This window comes from Pseudomonas sp. 10B238 (assembly GCF_000970615.1).
Taxonomy (GTDB): domain Bacteria; phylum Pseudomonadota; class Gammaproteobacteria; order Pseudomonadales; family Pseudomonadaceae; genus Stutzerimonas.
The window spans coordinates 26924-42694 of record NZ_KQ033941.1 but is presented as its reverse complement, the minus strand read 5'-3'; the positions used below and the strand labels follow the sequence as shown (position 1 = coordinate 42694).

The 15771-nt window shown below is 63.0% G+C and carries 16 protein-coding genes and 1 pseudogene; 12 read left to right on the top strand and 5 right to left on the bottom strand.

Translation table 11 applies throughout. The features are described 5' to 3' along the window. Positions 1–183: 183 nt before the first annotated feature. From RT21_RS19705 to RT21_RS19650, 12 genes are all read left to right on the top strand, one after another. Positions 184–1893 (top strand): nitrite reductase, encoded by a 1710-nt coding sequence (locus tag RT21_RS19705; protein WP_046164071.1) that lies wholly within the window; start codon positions 184–186, stop codon positions 1891–1893. A gap of 52 nt (positions 1894–1945) precedes the next feature. Next, positions 1946–2260, top strand: coding sequence for a c-type cytochrome (locus tag RT21_RS19700; protein ID WP_046164070.1), 315 nt, complete (start codon positions 1946–1948; stop codon positions 2258–2260). Positions 2261–2277: 17 nt separating this feature from the next. Then, complete coding sequence (locus tag RT21_RS19695) at positions 2278–2619, top strand: c-type cytochrome (protein WP_046164069.1); 342 nt, start codon at positions 2278–2280, stop codon at positions 2617–2619. Then, positions 2616–3794 carry a cytochrome D1 domain-containing protein gene (locus RT21_RS19690; protein WP_046164068.1) on the top strand — a complete coding sequence of 393 codons (1179 nt, stop codon included), beginning with the start codon at positions 2616–2618 and terminating at the stop codon, positions 3792–3794. Before RT21_RS19695 ends, RT21_RS19690 begins: the two co-directional genes overlap by 4 nt. Position 3795: 1 nt before the next feature. Continuing rightward, positions 3796–4254 (top strand): Lrp/AsnC family transcriptional regulator, encoded by a 459-nt coding sequence (locus RT21_RS19685; protein WP_046164067.1) that lies wholly within the window; start codon positions 3796–3798, stop codon positions 4252–4254. Further along, the gene (locus RT21_RS19680; RefSeq protein ID WP_046164066.1) at positions 4251–4766 is read left to right on the top strand and encodes a siroheme decarboxylase subunit beta; all 516 of its coding nucleotides are present in this window, start codon (positions 4251–4253) and stop codon (positions 4764–4766) included. The genes RT21_RS19685 and RT21_RS19680 overlap by 4 nt, the downstream gene beginning before the upstream one ends. Beyond that, on the top strand, positions 4759–5202 hold the full coding sequence (locus RT21_RS19675; protein WP_046164065.1) for an Lrp/AsnC family transcriptional regulator: 444 nt from the start codon (positions 4759–4761) through the stop codon (positions 5200–5202). The genes RT21_RS19680 and RT21_RS19675 overlap by 8 nt, the downstream gene beginning before the upstream one ends. Beyond that, positions 5177–5698 (top strand): siroheme decarboxylase subunit beta, encoded by a 522-nt coding sequence (locus RT21_RS19670; RefSeq protein WP_046164064.1) that lies wholly within the window; start codon positions 5177–5179, stop codon positions 5696–5698. The genes RT21_RS19675 and RT21_RS19670 overlap by 26 nt, the downstream gene beginning before the upstream one ends. Positions 5699–6325: 627 nt before the next feature. After that, positions 6326–7507: a heme d1 biosynthesis radical SAM protein NirJ gene (nirJ, locus tag RT21_RS19665; protein WP_046164155.1), complete on the top strand. Its 1182-nt coding sequence runs from the start codon at positions 6326–6328 to the stop codon at positions 7505–7507. Between the two features lie 64 nt (positions 7508–7571). Continuing rightward, the gene (gene cobA / locus RT21_RS19660; RefSeq protein ID WP_046164063.1) at positions 7572–8417 is read left to right on the top strand and encodes a uroporphyrinogen-III C-methyltransferase; all 846 of its coding nucleotides are present in this window, start codon (positions 7572–7574) and stop codon (positions 8415–8417) included. Beyond that, positions 8408–9901: a nitrite reductase gene (locus tag RT21_RS19655; RefSeq protein WP_046164062.1), complete on the top strand. Its 1494-nt coding sequence runs from the start codon at positions 8408–8410 to the stop codon at positions 9899–9901. The genes cobA and RT21_RS19655 overlap by 10 nt, the downstream gene beginning before the upstream one ends. A gap of 350 nt (positions 9902–10251) precedes the next feature. Continuing rightward, positions 10252–11112, top strand: a complete 861-nt coding sequence (locus RT21_RS19650; protein WP_046164061.1) for a LysR family transcriptional regulator — start codon at positions 10252–10254, stop codon at positions 11110–11112. A 38-nt stretch (positions 11113–11150) separates the two neighbouring features. Here the strand turns inward: RT21_RS19650 and RT21_RS19645 are convergent, their stop codons facing one another. The 5 genes and pseudogenes from RT21_RS19645 to RT21_RS19630 all read right to left on the bottom strand — a co-directional run bounded on the left by RT21_RS19645 (position 11151) and on the right by RT21_RS19630 (position 15733). Next, positions 11151–12290 carry an HPP family protein gene (locus RT21_RS19645; protein WP_046164060.1) on the bottom strand — a complete coding sequence of 380 codons (1140 nt, stop codon included), beginning with the start codon at positions 12288–12290 and terminating at the stop codon, positions 11151–11153. A 137-nt stretch (positions 12291–12427) separates the two neighbouring features. Beyond that, positions 12428–13567 (bottom strand): HPP family protein, encoded by a 1140-nt coding sequence (locus RT21_RS19640; protein ID WP_046164059.1) that lies wholly within the window; start codon positions 13565–13567, stop codon positions 12428–12430. A gap of 283 nt (positions 13568–13850) precedes the next feature. After that, the gene (locus tag RT21_RS24490) at positions 13851–14258 is read right to left on the bottom strand and encodes a CZB domain-containing protein (RefSeq protein WP_371263631.1); all 408 of its coding nucleotides are present in this window, start codon (positions 14256–14258) and stop codon (positions 13851–13853) included. Between the two features lie 69 nt (positions 14259–14327). Then, positions 14328–14594 (bottom strand): annotated as a pseudogene (locus RT21_RS24485) (methyl-accepting chemotaxis protein); the annotation flags it as partial. A 395-nt stretch (positions 14595–14989) separates the two neighbouring features. After that, the gene (locus RT21_RS19630; protein ID WP_046164057.1) at positions 14990–15733 is read right to left on the bottom strand and encodes an SDR family NAD(P)-dependent oxidoreductase; all 744 of its coding nucleotides are present in this window, start codon (positions 15731–15733) and stop codon (positions 14990–14992) included. Positions 15734–15771: the final 38 nt, after the last annotated feature.

The following is a 15771-nucleotide window of genomic DNA, read 5'->3' as shown; positions in this document are numbered from 1 at the left end:
GCCTGATTTATCCGTCCCCGCGACACGACGTCACGCCTGGCGTATCCCGGATCGACTCTTGATTGGCATCAAGCGCTTTCGCACAGAGCCGGCCATAGGATGCAAGCGCATACAGCAAGACCCGGGAACTGCCACATCGCCGTCACTAGCAGGAACCGCACGAAGCGGTCAGAGGAGATCACTATGAGCAAACCCATACTGGCGGGCTTCATCGCCGGCTTTTCAATGCTCGGACTGGCAGTTGCCCAGGCCGCGATGAATCCAGAAAACGCCGATGCCGCCTACAAGGGCCAAGCCTCCGCTATCGATCCGGCCAGCGCCCAGGTGGTCCATTCGCCCGGTGCACCTGACCTGAACGCCGCCGAATTCGAGCAGGCCAAAGAGATCTATTTCCAGCGCTGCGCCGGCTGCCACGGTGTGCTGCGCAAGGGTGCAACCGGCAAGGCACTGACGCCGGACATTACCCAGGAACGCGGACAGGCCTATCTCGAGGCGCTGATCACTTACGGCTCGCCCGCCGGCATGCCCAACTGGGGCACCTCCAACGCGCTGAGCAAAGACGAAATCACGCTGATGGCCAAGTACATTCAGCACACCCCACCAACCCCGCCCGAGTGGGGGATGGCCGAGATGAAGAATTCCTGGAAGGTGCTGGTCAAACCGGAAGACCGACCAAAGAAGCAAATGAACAAGCTGGATCTGCCCAACCTGTTCTCCGTCACCCTGCGTGACGACGGCAAGATCGCGCTGATTGATGGCAAGAGCAAAGAAATCATCAAGACCATCGACACCGGCTACGCGGTGCACATCTCACGCATGTCCGCCTCCGGCCGTTATCTGTTGGTGATCGGTCGCGACGCTAAGATCGACATGATCGACCTCTGGGCCAAAGAGCCGCTGAAGGTCGCCGAGATCAAGGTCGGCATCGAGGCTCGCTCGGTCGAAACCTCCAAGTTCAAGGGCTACGAAGACAAGTACGTGATCGCCGGCGACTACTGGCCGCCGCAATACACCATCATGGATGGCGAAACCCTGGAGCCGCTGCAGATCGTCTCGACTCGGGGCATGACCGTGGGCACTCAGGAATACCATCCGGAGCCACGCGTGGCGGCGATCATCGCCTCCCACGAACATCCGGAGTTCATCGTCAACGTCAAGGAAACCGGCAAGGTGCTGCTGGTCAACTACGAGGACATCGACAACCTGACCACCACCATGATCGGCACCGCGCCGTTCCTGCATGACGGCGGCTGGGACGTCAGCCATCGCTACTTCATGACGGCGGCGAACAATTCGAACAAGGTTGCAGTGATCGACTCGAAAGAGCGCAAGATGGCTGCGTTGGTCGATGTGGGCAAAATCCCGCATCCGGGTCGCGGCGCCAACTTCGTGCATCCAAAGTTCGGTCCGGTCTGGGCGACCAGCCACCTGGGCGATGAAACCATCTCCCTGATCGGCACCGATCCGGACAAGCACCCAGACCATGCCTGGAAAGTGGTCGAAACGCTCAAGGGACAGGGTGGCGGCTCGCTGTTCATCAAGACCCATCCGAAGTCCAACCACATCTATCTGGACACCACCTTCAACCCGGACGCCAAGATCAGCCAATCGGCAGCGGTGTTTAACATCGACGATCTGGGCGCAGGCTTTACCGTGTTGCCAATCGCCGAATGGGCCGGAGTGACAGACGGTGCCAAACGCGTCGTGCAACCGGAGTACAACGAAGCGGGCGACGAGGTCTGGTTCTCCGTCTGGAGTGGCCAGGACGAGCAATCGGCAATCGTCGTGGTCGATGACAAGACGTTAAAGCTGAAAAAGGTGATCAAGGACAAAAGGTTGATTACCCCAACCGGTAAATTTAACGTCCATAACACTCAGCACGACGTGTACTGAGTAAAACCGGGGGGGACGCCAAGATCCCCCCCTAGCCTTGAGGAAGTAACTGATGAAAAAAGTTCTCATCCCACTGCTCGCCCTCGGCGGCGCGATGGTCCTGCAGCCTGCCGTGGCTCAGGACGGTGAAGCGCTGTTCAAGAGCAAGCCCTGCGCGGCCTGCCACAGCATGGACGCCAAGATGGTCGGCCCAGCCCTGAAGGAAGTCGCCGCCAAGTACGCCGGCCAGGAAGGCGCTGCCGATCTGCTCGCCGGGCGCATCAAAAACGGCACCCAGGGTAACTGGGGTCCAATCCCGATGCCGCCAAACCCAGTCACCGAAGAAGAAGCCAAAACCCTCGCCGAGTGGGTTCTGAGCCTCAAGTAACAGCCAAGGAGGACATCATGTTTCAGTCCCGACACGCAGTATTCGGTTTGGGGCTCAGCCTGGTGTCCCTTCTTCCCTTTTCCAATGCCCTGGCCGATACGCCTACCGCCGCCCGCCAGGCACAGCTCGAACACCTGCTGGTGCAGGACTGCGGCTCCTGCCACGGTCTGCGCATGACCGGCGGCCTCGGTCCCGCACTGACCCTCGACGCCATCGCCGGCAAACCCCGTGAAAGCCTGATCGCCACCGTGACCCACGGTCGGCCCGGCACCGCCATGCCCGGCTGGAACGCGCTGCTCAATGAGCAGGACATCGCCTGGCTGGTCGATTTACTCCTCGAAGGATACCCAACGCCATGATCCGTCCGTCTTTGCTGCTCGCCATTGCCAGCCTGTTGCTCGGTGCCTGCGCCGAGCAACCGCTCCGCGGCACCGGCGATCTGGGTGTGGTGGTGGAGCGCGCCAGCGGTAGCCTGCAAATCGTCGAAACCAGTGGTCAGACGCGCCTGGCCCGTATCGAGGGGCTGGGTGACCTGTCCCACGCCTCGGTAGTGTTTTCCCGCGACGAGCGCTTCGCCTATGTGTTCGGTCGTGACGGCGGCCTGACCAAGGTCGACCTGCTGCGCCAGCGCATCGACAAGCGCATCATTCAAGGCGGCAACAGCATCGGCGGCGCCATCAGCCAGGACGGCAAGCTGATCGCCGTCGGCAACTACGAGCCCGGCGGCGTCAAGGTCTTCGATGCCGACACGTTGGAGCTGGTGGCCGACATCCCCGCCACGCCGCTGGCCGACGGCAGCCGCAACTCACGCGTGGTTGGCGTCATCGACGCGCCCGGGCGGCGCTTCATCTACAGCCTGTTCGACACCCATGAAACCTGGCTGCTGGACTTCAGCCAGGGCAACACTCCGCAAATCACCCGATTCGAGAACGTCGGTAAGCAACCCTACGACGCCCTGCTGACCCCGGACGGTCGTTACTACATCGCCGGCCTGTTCGGCGAGGACGGCATGGCCAAGATCGACCTCTGGCACACCGCCCGCGGTGTCGAGCGGATCATCGACGGCTACGGCCGTGGCGAGGCAGCGCTGCCGGTCTACAAGATGCCGCACCTCGAGGGCTGGACGGTCGCCGGCAACCAGACCTTCGTTCCGGCCATCGGTCATCACCAGGTGCTGGTGATGGACTCACAGAGCTGGAAGCAGACCGACGCCATCGATGTCGCCGGCCAACCCGTGTTCGTCATGGCGCGCCCGGACGCCCGTCAGATCTGGGTCAACTTCGCCCACCCGGACAACGGCAAGGTGCAGGTGATCGACAGCGAAACCCACGAGATCATCGCTCAGCTGGAACCCGGACCGGCTGTGCTGCACATGGAATTCACCGCCCGTGGCGACCAGCTCTGGCTGTCGGTACGTGACGGCAACGAGGTGCAGGTCTGGGACCCCTACACGCTGAAGCTCCTCAAGCGCCTGCCCGCCGACAGCCCGAGCGGCATTTTCTTCAGCAGCCGCGCTCACGAAACGGGGTTGTGACATGCAAATCGACCCTCTCAGCCGCCGCCTGATCGACCGCTTTCAACACGGCATGCCGCTGTGCGCCGAACCCTATCGCGCCATGGCCGATGCGCTCGAGTGTAGCGAAGACGAGGTACTGGCCTGCCTCGAACAGCTGGAAAGCAGCGGTGGCCTGTCGCGCATCGGCCCGGTGTTCGAACACAGCCGCGCTGGCGCCAGCACCCTGGTCGCCCTCGCCGTACCCGAAGCGCAGCTGGAACAGGTCGCCGAACAGATCAACCGTTACCCTGAGGTCAACCACAACTACCTGCGCGAGCATCGTTACAACCTCTGGTTCGTGCTCACCGGCCCGGACCGCGCCCGCATCGATGCGCTGTTGCTACAGATCGAAGCCGAGACCGGCCTGGTCCCGCTGGACCTGCCAATGCAGGCGGCCTACCGCATCGACCTCGGCTTCCCCATCGGAGACGCGCCATGACATTACTCCTGAACGACCTCCAGGCATTGCAGCTGCGGCGCCTGCTCGAAGCCGGCCTGCCACTGGCCGCACGTCCTTATCAGGTGCTGGCCGAGCGCGTGGGTGCCAGCGAAGAGGCGGTGCTGGAACAGGTCCGGCGCTGGAGTGATAGCGGCTTGTTTCGGCGCATGGGGTTGGTCATCAAACATCGTGCGCTGGGCTTTCGCGCCAATGCCATGCTGGTGATGGATATTCCGGATGAGTGCGTCGACGAGGTCGGCCGCAAACTCGGCCAAGCGGCGGGTGTGAACCTCTGCTACCAACGGCCGAGGCGCTTACCCGACTGGCCGTACAACCTGTTCTGCATGGTGCACGGCCGTGAGCGCGAACAGGTCTGCCGACTGATCGAACAGATGCTCGCCGAGAACGGGCTGCGCGACGTTCCGCACCAACTGCTGTTCAGCACCCGCGCGTTCAAGCAGTGCGGCGGGCGTTATGCACCGCCCGCGAGCCAGGTGGCCGCCCATGGATGACCTCGACCGGCGCCTGATCAATCGCCTGCAACTCGGCGTGCCGCTGGTCCGCCATCCCTGGCAAGCGTTGGCCGAGGAACTGGATGCCGACGCCGCGCAGCTGCGCGAACGCGTTCAGGCGCTGCTCGACGATGGCACCCTGACCCGCTTCGGCCCCATGTTCGACATCGAACGCCTCGGCGGCGCCTTTACCCTTGCCGCACTGTCGGTACCCGAAGCGCGCTTCGACCGTGTCGCCGAGCAACTCGCGGCCATGCCCGAGGTGGCCCACAACTACCGCCGCGAACACGCCTGGAACATGTGGTTTGTGCTCGGCTGCGCGACACCCAAAGGCATCGCCCAGACGATCGCCCGCATCGAAGCCGAGACGGGCCTACCGGTGCTCAACCTGCCCAAGGAGGAGACCTACCATGTCGGCCTGCACTTCCCGGTCTGACCCGTCAGACGCACCCGAATCGATGGAACTGGCGAAACGCCTGGTCGAACTCACCGAAGCGGGCCTGCCACTGGTGGATGATCCCTGGGCCTGGCTGGCTGAACGGCTGGGAACCAGCATCGAGGTCACCCTCGAACTGCTGCAACGGCTGCAGACAGAGGGCGCCATCCGCCGCATCGCCGCCGTGCCCAACCATTACCGCCTGGGTTATCGACACAACGGCATGACCGTCTGGGACGTGGACGACGCAGAGATCGCCCGTCTCGGTCCGTTGATCGGTTCGCAGGCCTTCGTCAGCCATTGCTACCGGCGCCCGCGTCAGCCGGGCTGGCACTACAACCTGTTCGCCATGGTCCATGGCCGCAGCGCCGAGGAAATCGAGGCCTACCGTGCCGAGATTCGGCAGCTGCTCGGCAGCGCCTGCCGGGCCGAGGAAATGCTGGTCAGCAGTCGCATCCTGAAAAAGACCGGGCTGCGGGTGAGCAGTCGTCGCTAGGGCCGATGCGCATGCCCCTGTAGGGTGGGCTTCAGCCCACCGTCACCTTGTGCTTGCTGGTGGGCTGAAGCCCACCCTACGAAATGCCCGCGCCGCAGCGCCATCAGAGCTGCCACGATCATGCCGTTCCAGCCTTCTGTGCCCGGTCTCAATTGATAATCCACTTCCAAACCAAGCTTGTTGACGAGGTAAAGCGCAACGATATGTGGGTCAGCAGTCGCATCCTGAAAAAGACTGGGCTGCGTGTGAGCAGTCGTCGCTAGGGCCGACGCGCATGCCCCTGTAGGCTGGGCCGGGCGGCGTTCCGCTTCAGCCCACCGTCACCTTGTGCTTGCTGGTGGGCTGAAGCCCACCCTACGAAATGCCCGGACTCACAACAGCATCGGTAATGCTCATCTACGCATCATTGCGGTTCCTAGCGACGACTTTTTGGCGTCTACCGCGGTTTAAGAGCAGACGTTTGCTTTGTGACGAAAGCCAGAACCAGCTCGCTGTCGAACACGCGGTGCATGCCCCTGCCGGGACCATGGCTTTTATTGTTTCCAGTCAAGGATTGGCGAGTGTCGCTCGGGGATGCTGCATCTATCGAACCGCGCAACCAAGCGTGATGCGGCAGGAGAAACGCTCATGTTGAGAATCAGCCATTACCTGCGTGCCCTCGCCCGGCCTGCCATGCCGGTACTGGGCGCACGCAGCCCCGGTGCAAGCCGGCCGCCCGTGGTGATCTGGAATCTGCTGCGGCGCTGCAACCTGACCTGCAAGCATTGCTACGCGACGTCGGCGGACAGCGTGTTTCGCGATGAGCTGGATACCGCCGAAGCGTGCAAGGTCATCGATGACCTGCACGAAGCGGGCGTACGCGTGCTGATTCTCTCCGGCGGCGAACCGCTGCTGCGCGACGACATTTTCGAGTTGTCCGAATACGCCCGCGAGAAAGGCTTCTTCGTTGCCCTGTCCACCAACGGCACGCTGATCGATGAGCGCAATATCGATCAGATCGCTGCCGCCAAGTACGACTACGTCGGCATCAGCATCGACGGGCTGGAAGCGGTCCATGACGACTGGCGCCAGCTCAAGGGCAGCTTCGCCGCCTCGATGCACGCCATCGACCTGTGCCGCCAACATGGCATTCGTGTCGGCCTGCGCACCACCCTGACCCAGAACAACTACCCGCAGCTGCCTGCTCTACTGGCGCTGATGCGCGAGCATGACATGCAGAAGTTCTACCTCTCACACCTCAACTACAGCGGCCGTGGCAAGCGCAGCCGCAAGGCCGACGCCCATCACCAGATGACCCGCGACGCCATGTACCAGCTGTTCGAGCAGGCCTGGGACGACGTGCAGAACGGCCGCGAAACCGATTTCGTCAGTGGCAACAACGATGCCGACGCCATCCTGCTGCTGCAGTGGGTGGAAACCCATCTGCCACAGCACCGCGATCGTCTGGAGCAGATGTTGCGCGCCTGGGGCGGCAATGCGTCGGGTGGCGGCATCGCCAATATCGACAACATCGGCGATGTGCACCCGGATACCTACTGGTGGCAGCACACCGTCGGCAATGTGCGGCGACAGTCGTTCCGTGAACTCTGGATGGACAATCCCGAGCCGCTGCTCACCGAGCTGCGCCAGCACCCCCGGGCCGTGACCGGACGCTGCGCCGAGTGCCGCTGGTTGTCGATCTGCAATGGCAACACACGCACCCGCGCCTGGGCTGAAGGCAATCTCTGGGGCGAAGACCCCGGCTGCTACCTCAGTGACCAGGAGATCGGTTTGCCACAACCGCAGTGCATTCCCAGCATCGCCATTTGACCAAGAGCGGCCCCAAGGCCGCCCCGTACATACCGCCAGCCCGATGAGATTCTCAGGAGTTCGCATGGATCAGCCAATCACTCTCCCCGCTTCACTTGGCGCGACCCTGGCCCCGGGCGAAGTCGCGCTCGTCGGCGCCGGCCCCGGCGACCCAGGCCTGCTTACCCTGCGTGCCTGGAGCCTGCTCCAGCAAGCAGATGCCGTGGTCTATGACCGCCTTGTCAGCGACGATCTGATGAAGCTGATACCTGAGCGCTGCGCACGCCACTACGTCGGCAAGACCAGCGGCTACCACAGCCTGCCGCAGCCGCAGATCAATCAGCTGCTGGTGGATCTGGCGCAGCAGAGCCTGCGCGTGGTGCGCCTCAAGGGCGGCGACCCCTTTATCTTCGGCCGCGGCGCGGAAGAACTCGAATACCTGCTCGCCCGTGGCATCAACGGTCAGGTGGTGCCAGGCATTACCGCCGCAGCGGGTTGCAGCGCCTATGCCGGGATTCCGCTGACTCACCGCGACCTAGCCCATTCCTGCCAGTTCATCACCGGTCACCTGCAGGAAGACGGCGCTCTACAGCTGCCCTGGAGTAGCCTGGTCGAGGGCAAGCAGACCCTGGTGTTCTACATGGGCCTGGCCAGCCTTGGCGAGATCTCGCGCAACCTGATTGCTGCCGGCCTGCCGGTCGACACCCCCGCCGCGTTGATCGGCAACGGTACCCGCGCCGATCAGCGGGTGGTGCGCTGCACACTGAAACAGCTGCCGTCGATGGCGCAGTCACAACAACTGAAACCCCCTACCTTGACCGTGATAGGGCAAGTGGTCGGCCTGTTCGCCAATCAATCACTGGAGTTTCCGGCGCGCCTATGTGCCGAGCACAGTTCACAGGAAGCAGTTCTGGAGGCGTTATGCGACTGATCCCCTTCGCCCTGCTCATGCTCTGCGGGGCCGTGCAGGCCGCCCCGGAGGCCGTGTCGCTGGAGCAGGCCGGCGTGCTCTATGAGCAATACTGCCAGAGCTGCCATGGTGCCAATCGTTTAGGCGGGGCCGGGCCCGCGTTGCTACCCGAGAGCCTCAGCCGAATCAAACCAGATGAGGCGCGCGCGGTGATTCACAACGGCCGTCCGGCCAGCCAGATGGCCGCATTCGGTGATCGCCTGAACCCTGCGCAAATCGATGCGCTGGTCAGCTACCTCTACCAACCGGCCGCCACACCACCGACCTGGAGCGATGCCGACATCCGCGCCAGCCATCGCATCCTCACCGACGTCGACACGCTGCCGAGCACACCGCAGCACAGCGCCGATCCGCTGAACCTGTTCGTCGTGGTCGAGGCCGGCAACCATCACGTGCGCGTACTGGACGGTGATCGCTTCGAGGAGCTGGCCAACTTCCAGTCACACTTTGCCCTGCACGGCGGGCCGAAGTTCTCGCCGGATGGCCGCTTCGTCTACTTCGCCTCGCGGGACGGCTGGATCAGCGTCTACGACTTGCACAACCTGACCATGATCGCCGAGGTACGGGCCGGGCTGAATACCCGCAACCTGGCCGTGAGCAACGACGGGCGCTGGGTGCTGGTGGGCAACTACCTGCCGGGTAATCTGGTCTTGCTGGATGCACGCGATCTGTCTCTGGTCAAACACATCCCGACCCTTGGCGCGGACGGCACCCAATCGCGGGTCAGCGCTGTTTACACCGCACCGCCGCGTGACAGCTTCGTAGTGGCACTGAAAGACGTGAAAGAAGCCTGGGAAATTTCCTACGCCGGCAAGCCAGATTTCCAGCCACGGCGCATCGAGGCTGCCGACTTCCTTGACGACTTCTCCTTCACACCAGATTACCGCTATCTGCTGGCCACCTCGCGCAAGGCACTCGGCGGGCAGGTCATTGATCTCGATACCGGCAAAGCGGTCACCGACATTCCGTTGCCGGGCATGCCGCACCTGGGCTCGGGCATCTACTGGAAACGCGGCGGCAACTGGGTATTCGCCACGCCCAACGTAAGCAAGGGTCTGATTTCGGTGCTCGATCTGCAGAGCTGGAAACTGATCAAGGAAATCCCCACCGAAGGGCCGGGGTTCTTCATGCGCAGCCACCTCAACTCACCCTATGCCTGGACCGATGTGTTCTTCGGCCCCAACAACGATGCGGTGCATTTGATCGACAAGCAGACCCTGGAGGTCGCCCATACGCTAAGGCCGATGCCTGGGAAGAATGCTGCACATGTCGAGTTCACCAACGACGGTCGCTACGCGCTGCTTAGCGTCTGGGACACCGATGGCGCGCTGATCGTCTATGACGCCAAGACATTGAAAGAGATCAAGCGCATTCCGATGAACAAGCCGTCCGGCAAGTACAACGTCGGCAACAAAATCGAGTACGCCGAAGGCACGTCGCACTAAAGGCAAACGACGATAAAAGCGTCTGGAGGATCGGCGTCAACCTGCACGGATTTCCGCCCAATAAGTAGGGTGGGCTTCAGCCCACCATGAGGGAGCAGGAAACGCCCCCGGAGGACCGAAGCGCAAAGCCGCCCAACCCACAAAGCTCGCAATTACCTCCACCAAGTAGGGTGGGCTTCAGCCCACCAAGAGGCGCAGAAAAGCGCGCAAGACAGCTGAAGCGCAACACCGCCCGACCCAAACCTCGAGTGCTATTACCCCCAACTGTCCAGCCTGGAACCCCCCTTTCGGCTTTTATCTTTCATTCCAACCTGCTTTCATATCAAACCCTTTGATATGAGCACGCTTTCATGGACATCGATCTCGCCCGCACCTTTCTCGAGATCATCCGCAGCGGCAGCTTCATCGCCACGGCCGAGCGGCTGCATATCACCCAGACCGCGGTCACTGCCCGGGTTCGCAGCCTCGAAACGCAGCTCGGCTGCCGGCTGTTCGTGCGCAACCGCGCCGGTGCGCGGTTGACCAGCGACGGCGAGCGTTTCGTTACCTATGCCACCCAGCTAGTGCAGACCTGGGAAACCGCCCGACGTGAGCTGCCCCTGCCGCGCGGCTATGACAAGCTGCTGTCGCTGGGCGCCGAAATCAGCCTGTGCAACCCATTGATGCTGGCCTGGGTCCAGCGCCTGCGCCAGATGATGCCCGACCATGCCTTTCGTAACGAGGTGGCCAGTGGCGAGGAGCTGCAGAAGCAGCTAGGCCTCGGCGTACTGGATGCGGCGCTGGTGCATCAGCCCGAGTACTGGCCTGGGCTGCAGGTCGAGCAATTGCTCGAGGAAAAGCTGATCCAGGTGGTTCACAGCTACATCCCCGAGCCTTATCTGTACGTCGACTGGGGCCCGGCGTTTCGTAGTCAGCATGACCGTGCCCTGCCGGAGCACATCCGCACCGCGCTTTCCTTCAGCCTCGGCCCACTGGCGCTGCAGTATCTGCTGCAGCATGGCGGTCGCGGTTACTTCCGCACGCGCGTGGTCCAACGCTACCTTGACGAAGGCGTGCTCAAACGGGTCGAGCAGGCGCCCGAGTTCAGCTACCCGGTCTACCTGGTGTACCCGCATGCCGCCGAGTCGCCGGCGCTACAGCGTGCCGTTGCGCTGCTGCGAGAAGCCGCCGAAGAGGAATACGACTGGTCGCGCTGGAACTATGAAATCTAGCCGGGCAAATCCAGACAAAACGCCAGGACAACGACGCCTCAGCTGCTCAGCCGCTTCATCCAGTTCTGGTAAAGCCCGGCGACCAGATCGCTCTGGGTGATCATGCCGACCAGGCGCTGCTCGGCGTCGACGACGGGCAAGCAAGACATGCGGCGGTCGGCCAGCAAATGGACCAGATCGGCCAGATGCGCGTCTTCATGCACCGAGACCACCGGCGCGCTCATGATCCCCTCCACTCGCACCTCACGACCGAACGTCAGCCGCCGCAGGTTGAGCCGTGACGGGCTGGGCTCGAAGTGCTGCAGCAGATCGGTCAGGGTGAGGATGCCCACCAGCTTGCCGCTGCCCGGTTCAAGCACGGCCAGCGAATGCAGACGGTGCCGACGCACGACATCCCAGGCCTGACGCATCCGGGCCGCTGGGTCGACCCAGTGCAACTCGCGGCACATGATGTCGCCAGCGGTGACGGTACCCATGCTGCGGCGAATAGCATGAGTCTCGGTGCGTTTGATCAAGTCCACTAAATCGTCGCGGGTGACGTCGACGTACTCACCGAAATCCTCCAGTGCACGGTCCACGTCATCGCTGGTGAAGCTCATCTGCTCCTCCCCCAGCGGGACACTGCCAGTCTGCTCTGCGCCACTGGCCGCGCGCGGTTTGGGATAGGGATGGCGCGTGAGGTTGTTGTAGACCAACGCAGCGGCAATCAGCAGCAGCGAGTTGAAGGCCACCGGGATCAGCAGGCCATAACCCAACTCGCTGATCCCCGGCCCGCCGATGGCGGCGACCATCGCCAGCGCACAGCTTGGCGGATGCATGCAGCGCAGCAGGAACAGACAGGCAATGGCCAGGCATACCGCCAGGACCGCCGCTGCCACCGTGGGCAAGGCACTGGCGCCCAGCGCGACGCCAATGGTCACCGCAATGAGGTTGCCACCGAGCACTGACCAGGGTTGGGCGAAGGGACTCGACGATGCACTGAAGAGGATCACCGCCGAAGCGCCGGCTGGCGCGACGATATGCAGCGTGACCGGGCCGCCAAACAGCCAAAGACCGATGGAAACCATTGGCAGCACCACCAGACCCACACCAATCACCGCGCGCAGCCATTCCTTCGGCCCCACGCTCAATGGCACCGGAAAGAAGGATCGCAGCCAGTCGTTGAAAGGGTCTTGCATGGGCTCGGCTTGGAAGAGGTATAGCACTCAGGCACTGCGACTATGCCACAGGTTCCGGCAGTGCCTCCCGCGGGCTGCGATGCAGGGCGCGATGGCCCTCTGCCAATCAGGTGTCATCCCGAGAGGCTAAGGGCGCTTCAGTCGGGCAAGTGTTTCAACCAGTTCCGATAGAGCGCCGCGATCAGATCGGTCTGGGTGATCATGCCGATCAGGCGCTGCTCGGCGTCCACCACCGGCAGGCAGTGCAGGCCCTTATCGGAGAGCAGGAACACCAGATCGACCATGTGCGTGTCCGGGTTAACCGTGACCACCGGCGTACTCATGATCGAGCGCAGCCGAGCGCCGCCTGCGCGTTTCAATTGGCTGAAACGCAGACGCGCCGGCGTCGAGCGCAGATGCTTGAGCAGGTCGACCAGCGTGACGATGCCGAGCAGCTCGCGACTGTCGCCTTTGACCACCGGCAAGGAATGCAAGCGGTGCTCGCGCAGGCTCTGCCAGGCGCGTTGAATGGAGCAGTCCGGGGTGCCCCAGTAAAGATCGCGGGACATGATGTCGGCGGCGGTTATCTCGCCCATGCTGCGTCGCAACGCATGCTTTTCGGTCTGCTTGATCAGCTGTGCCAGATCATCCCGGGTGACGTCGACATATTCACCGAACTCGGCCAGCGCCCGCTCCACGTCGTCATCTCTGAAGCTCATACGCTCGCTGGGCAACGGGTCATGGGTGTGATGAGTGTTCCCCTTCTGCGCCCGCGGCTTGGGGTAGGCATGTCCGCTGAGATTGTTGTAGAGCAGCGCCACCACCACCAGCAGCAACGAGTTGAACGCTACCGGGAAGAGCAACTGGAACCCGTATGCGTGCAGCTCCGGACTGCCGACCACCGCCACCAGCGCCAGCGCCGCACCCGGCGGATGCAGGCAGCGCAAACTGAACAGGCAGATGATCGCCAGCGCCCCAGCCAGGCCGGCCGCCATCGCCACAGGCAAGGGGCTGGCACCCAGCGCGATACCGATGGCGGCGGCTAACAGATTGCCGCCGATCACCGACCATGGCTGAGCGAAGGGGCTCGACGAGGCCGCGAACAGCAACACAGCGGACGCAGCCGCCGGCGCAGCCAGCGGCAGGGTGACTGAGATTCCGAACACCCAGGCGCTGAACGGGATGACCAGCAACAACGCCAAGCCGATGCCCGTTGCGGCACGCAGCCATTCAGCGGGACGCGCCGATAAAGGCACGGGCGCAAATGATCGACACCAGTCTAAAAGGCGTTCCTGCATGGTTCCTGCTTGCGTTGAGTCTGTTGATCGCCGCTACGCCCAACCGCTTGCATAACGGGCCGTGTCGGTCGATCAAGGAGGTTCGATGCCTCAAATAAGGGCACGGACGAATCGGGCGCACATTGTCGGTGCGCGCCAGACCCAACGCTAATGAATAGTATTGATTCTTTGCTGCAGTATTTTTGCTATCAACGTTTCTAGCTGGCTTGTCTCATCTGCAGCAACAGGCAAGCCCTGACGCGATCGGTCAGTTAAAACACGGAAACATGGCTTACCGAGTCTGCTAACACGCTTGGCTGATAGCAGGCCGCGCCTCTTTCTCCTGCTCGCCAATCAGCGCCGCAACGATGCGCATCACCTCGAGATTGGCCTCTTCCATCTCGCTCATATGACCGAGCGCGTCTTCCAGTGCCTGCCGACGAAACGCCTCGATAGCCTGCTGCCCCTGATGATGGACAGCCGTGTGCGGACGCTCGATCTGCCGAAAATGCTCCAGCCGGTGCATGCCGCGACTGGTTTCCCCGTAGTACCAGCGACCGAAGCGACACTCACGCTCGCTTGGCAAAACCGGCGCCTGCTGGCTGTCCGATCCGAGGACCTGGTTGTAGACGACGAACTTGAGCGACAGCTCATCGAGGTTGGCCAACTCGATGCCCGCACGGAACGAGGAACGTTCGATGCCGTGGCGCATGTTGCCGGCCAACCCATGCAGGTGCTGCATGGCTGCCACGGCCCGTTCGGTGGTACGGCTGAACCCCTGCGCGAGGTCGCCCTGCACCTGAATATAAGCGTGAACGCTGGCGATCTCGGCCTGCACCTGGGTGATCTCTTGAACGATATCAGCGGTAGCCAATGCGGTCTTTTCCGCCAGGCTGCGGATTTCCCCTGCAACCACAGCGAAGCCGCGACCGGCGTCACCCGCCCGCGCCGCCTCGATGGCCGCATTGAGGGCGAGCAAGTTTGTCTGGCTGGCGATGCCGCTGATGAGATCGACGATGCCGTTGATCTGTTGCGAATGGGCTGCAAGGGCGTCGACCTGCTGCGAAGCCTGGTTGAGCCCGTTCTCCATCTCGACCGCCTTGTTCTGTAGCTCGCCGAAGTGCTGCTGATTGCTCAGCGCGGCGTCGGCAACCTGCTCGGCCTGTGTGCGGTTTTCGCTCAGCTGGCCAGTGAGGTATTCGAACGAGTCGCCCAGATGCTCCACCGAATGGCTGAAGCGGACCAGATTGCCGGCAACGCCGCGGTAATAGTCCAGCTGGCGTTGCCCATCGACGCTGGCGGCGCTAACAGTGGCCGCCTGCGCCTCCAGCGCTGCAATACGCGCGGCCTGCTCCGCGCAGGTTTGCTGCAGCCGATCATGCTTCAGCTGCAGATCGCGGGCGGCTCGTTGCCATCTGAAAAACATCGTCTGCCTCGCCGGGTTCAGTGAAGCGTGTAGCCGTTGTCGACCACCCAATCCTGGCCGTAGACGCCACGCGCGCCCTGCGAGAGCTGGAACAGAATGACATTGGCCACCGCAGCAGATTCGAGGAAATGCCCCGGTAGCAGGCGCTGGGTGACGCCTTCGGCCACCTGCTCGAGTTGCTCATCGGGCAGCCCCAGCGTGCCCCAGATCGCGGTGGCCGTCGGCCCTGGGGAAACCACATTGATGCGCACGTTCAGCGGAGCGAACTCCACCGCCAGGGTGCGGGCATGTGCGACCAGCGCGGCTTTGCTAGCGATATAGGCCGCCAGCCCCGGGAAGGTGCTGCGCGTCAGGAAGGTGCCGACGAACACCACCGATGCTGGTTTGGCCAATTCGGCACGCAACGCGCCCAGGGTGTTCAGCGCGCCGGCTCCATTGACCGCCCACTGGCGCTCGAAGCAAGCCACGTCGAGGCTGTCGCCCAACTCGGCGATGCCCGCGTTCGGCACCAGATAGTCCACCGGACCCAGCTCGGCAGCCCGACGCGCCAGCAGCTGTAGATCATCCGCCGAGGTCACGTCGCCCTCGACCCAGTGCAGGTGCTCAGCATAGGTTTCCATCAGCTGTGCCAAGCCGCCCAGGCTGCGCGACATGGCCAATACTCGCGCGCCGCGCTGCAGCAGTGCGGTGCACAGCGCCAACCCGATACCCGAACTGGCCCCGGTGACGACGGCCAGGCGTTCATTGAATTCATTTTTCATCATCATCTCCGATGCCGGCAATCGCCGGGCCGCAGGCT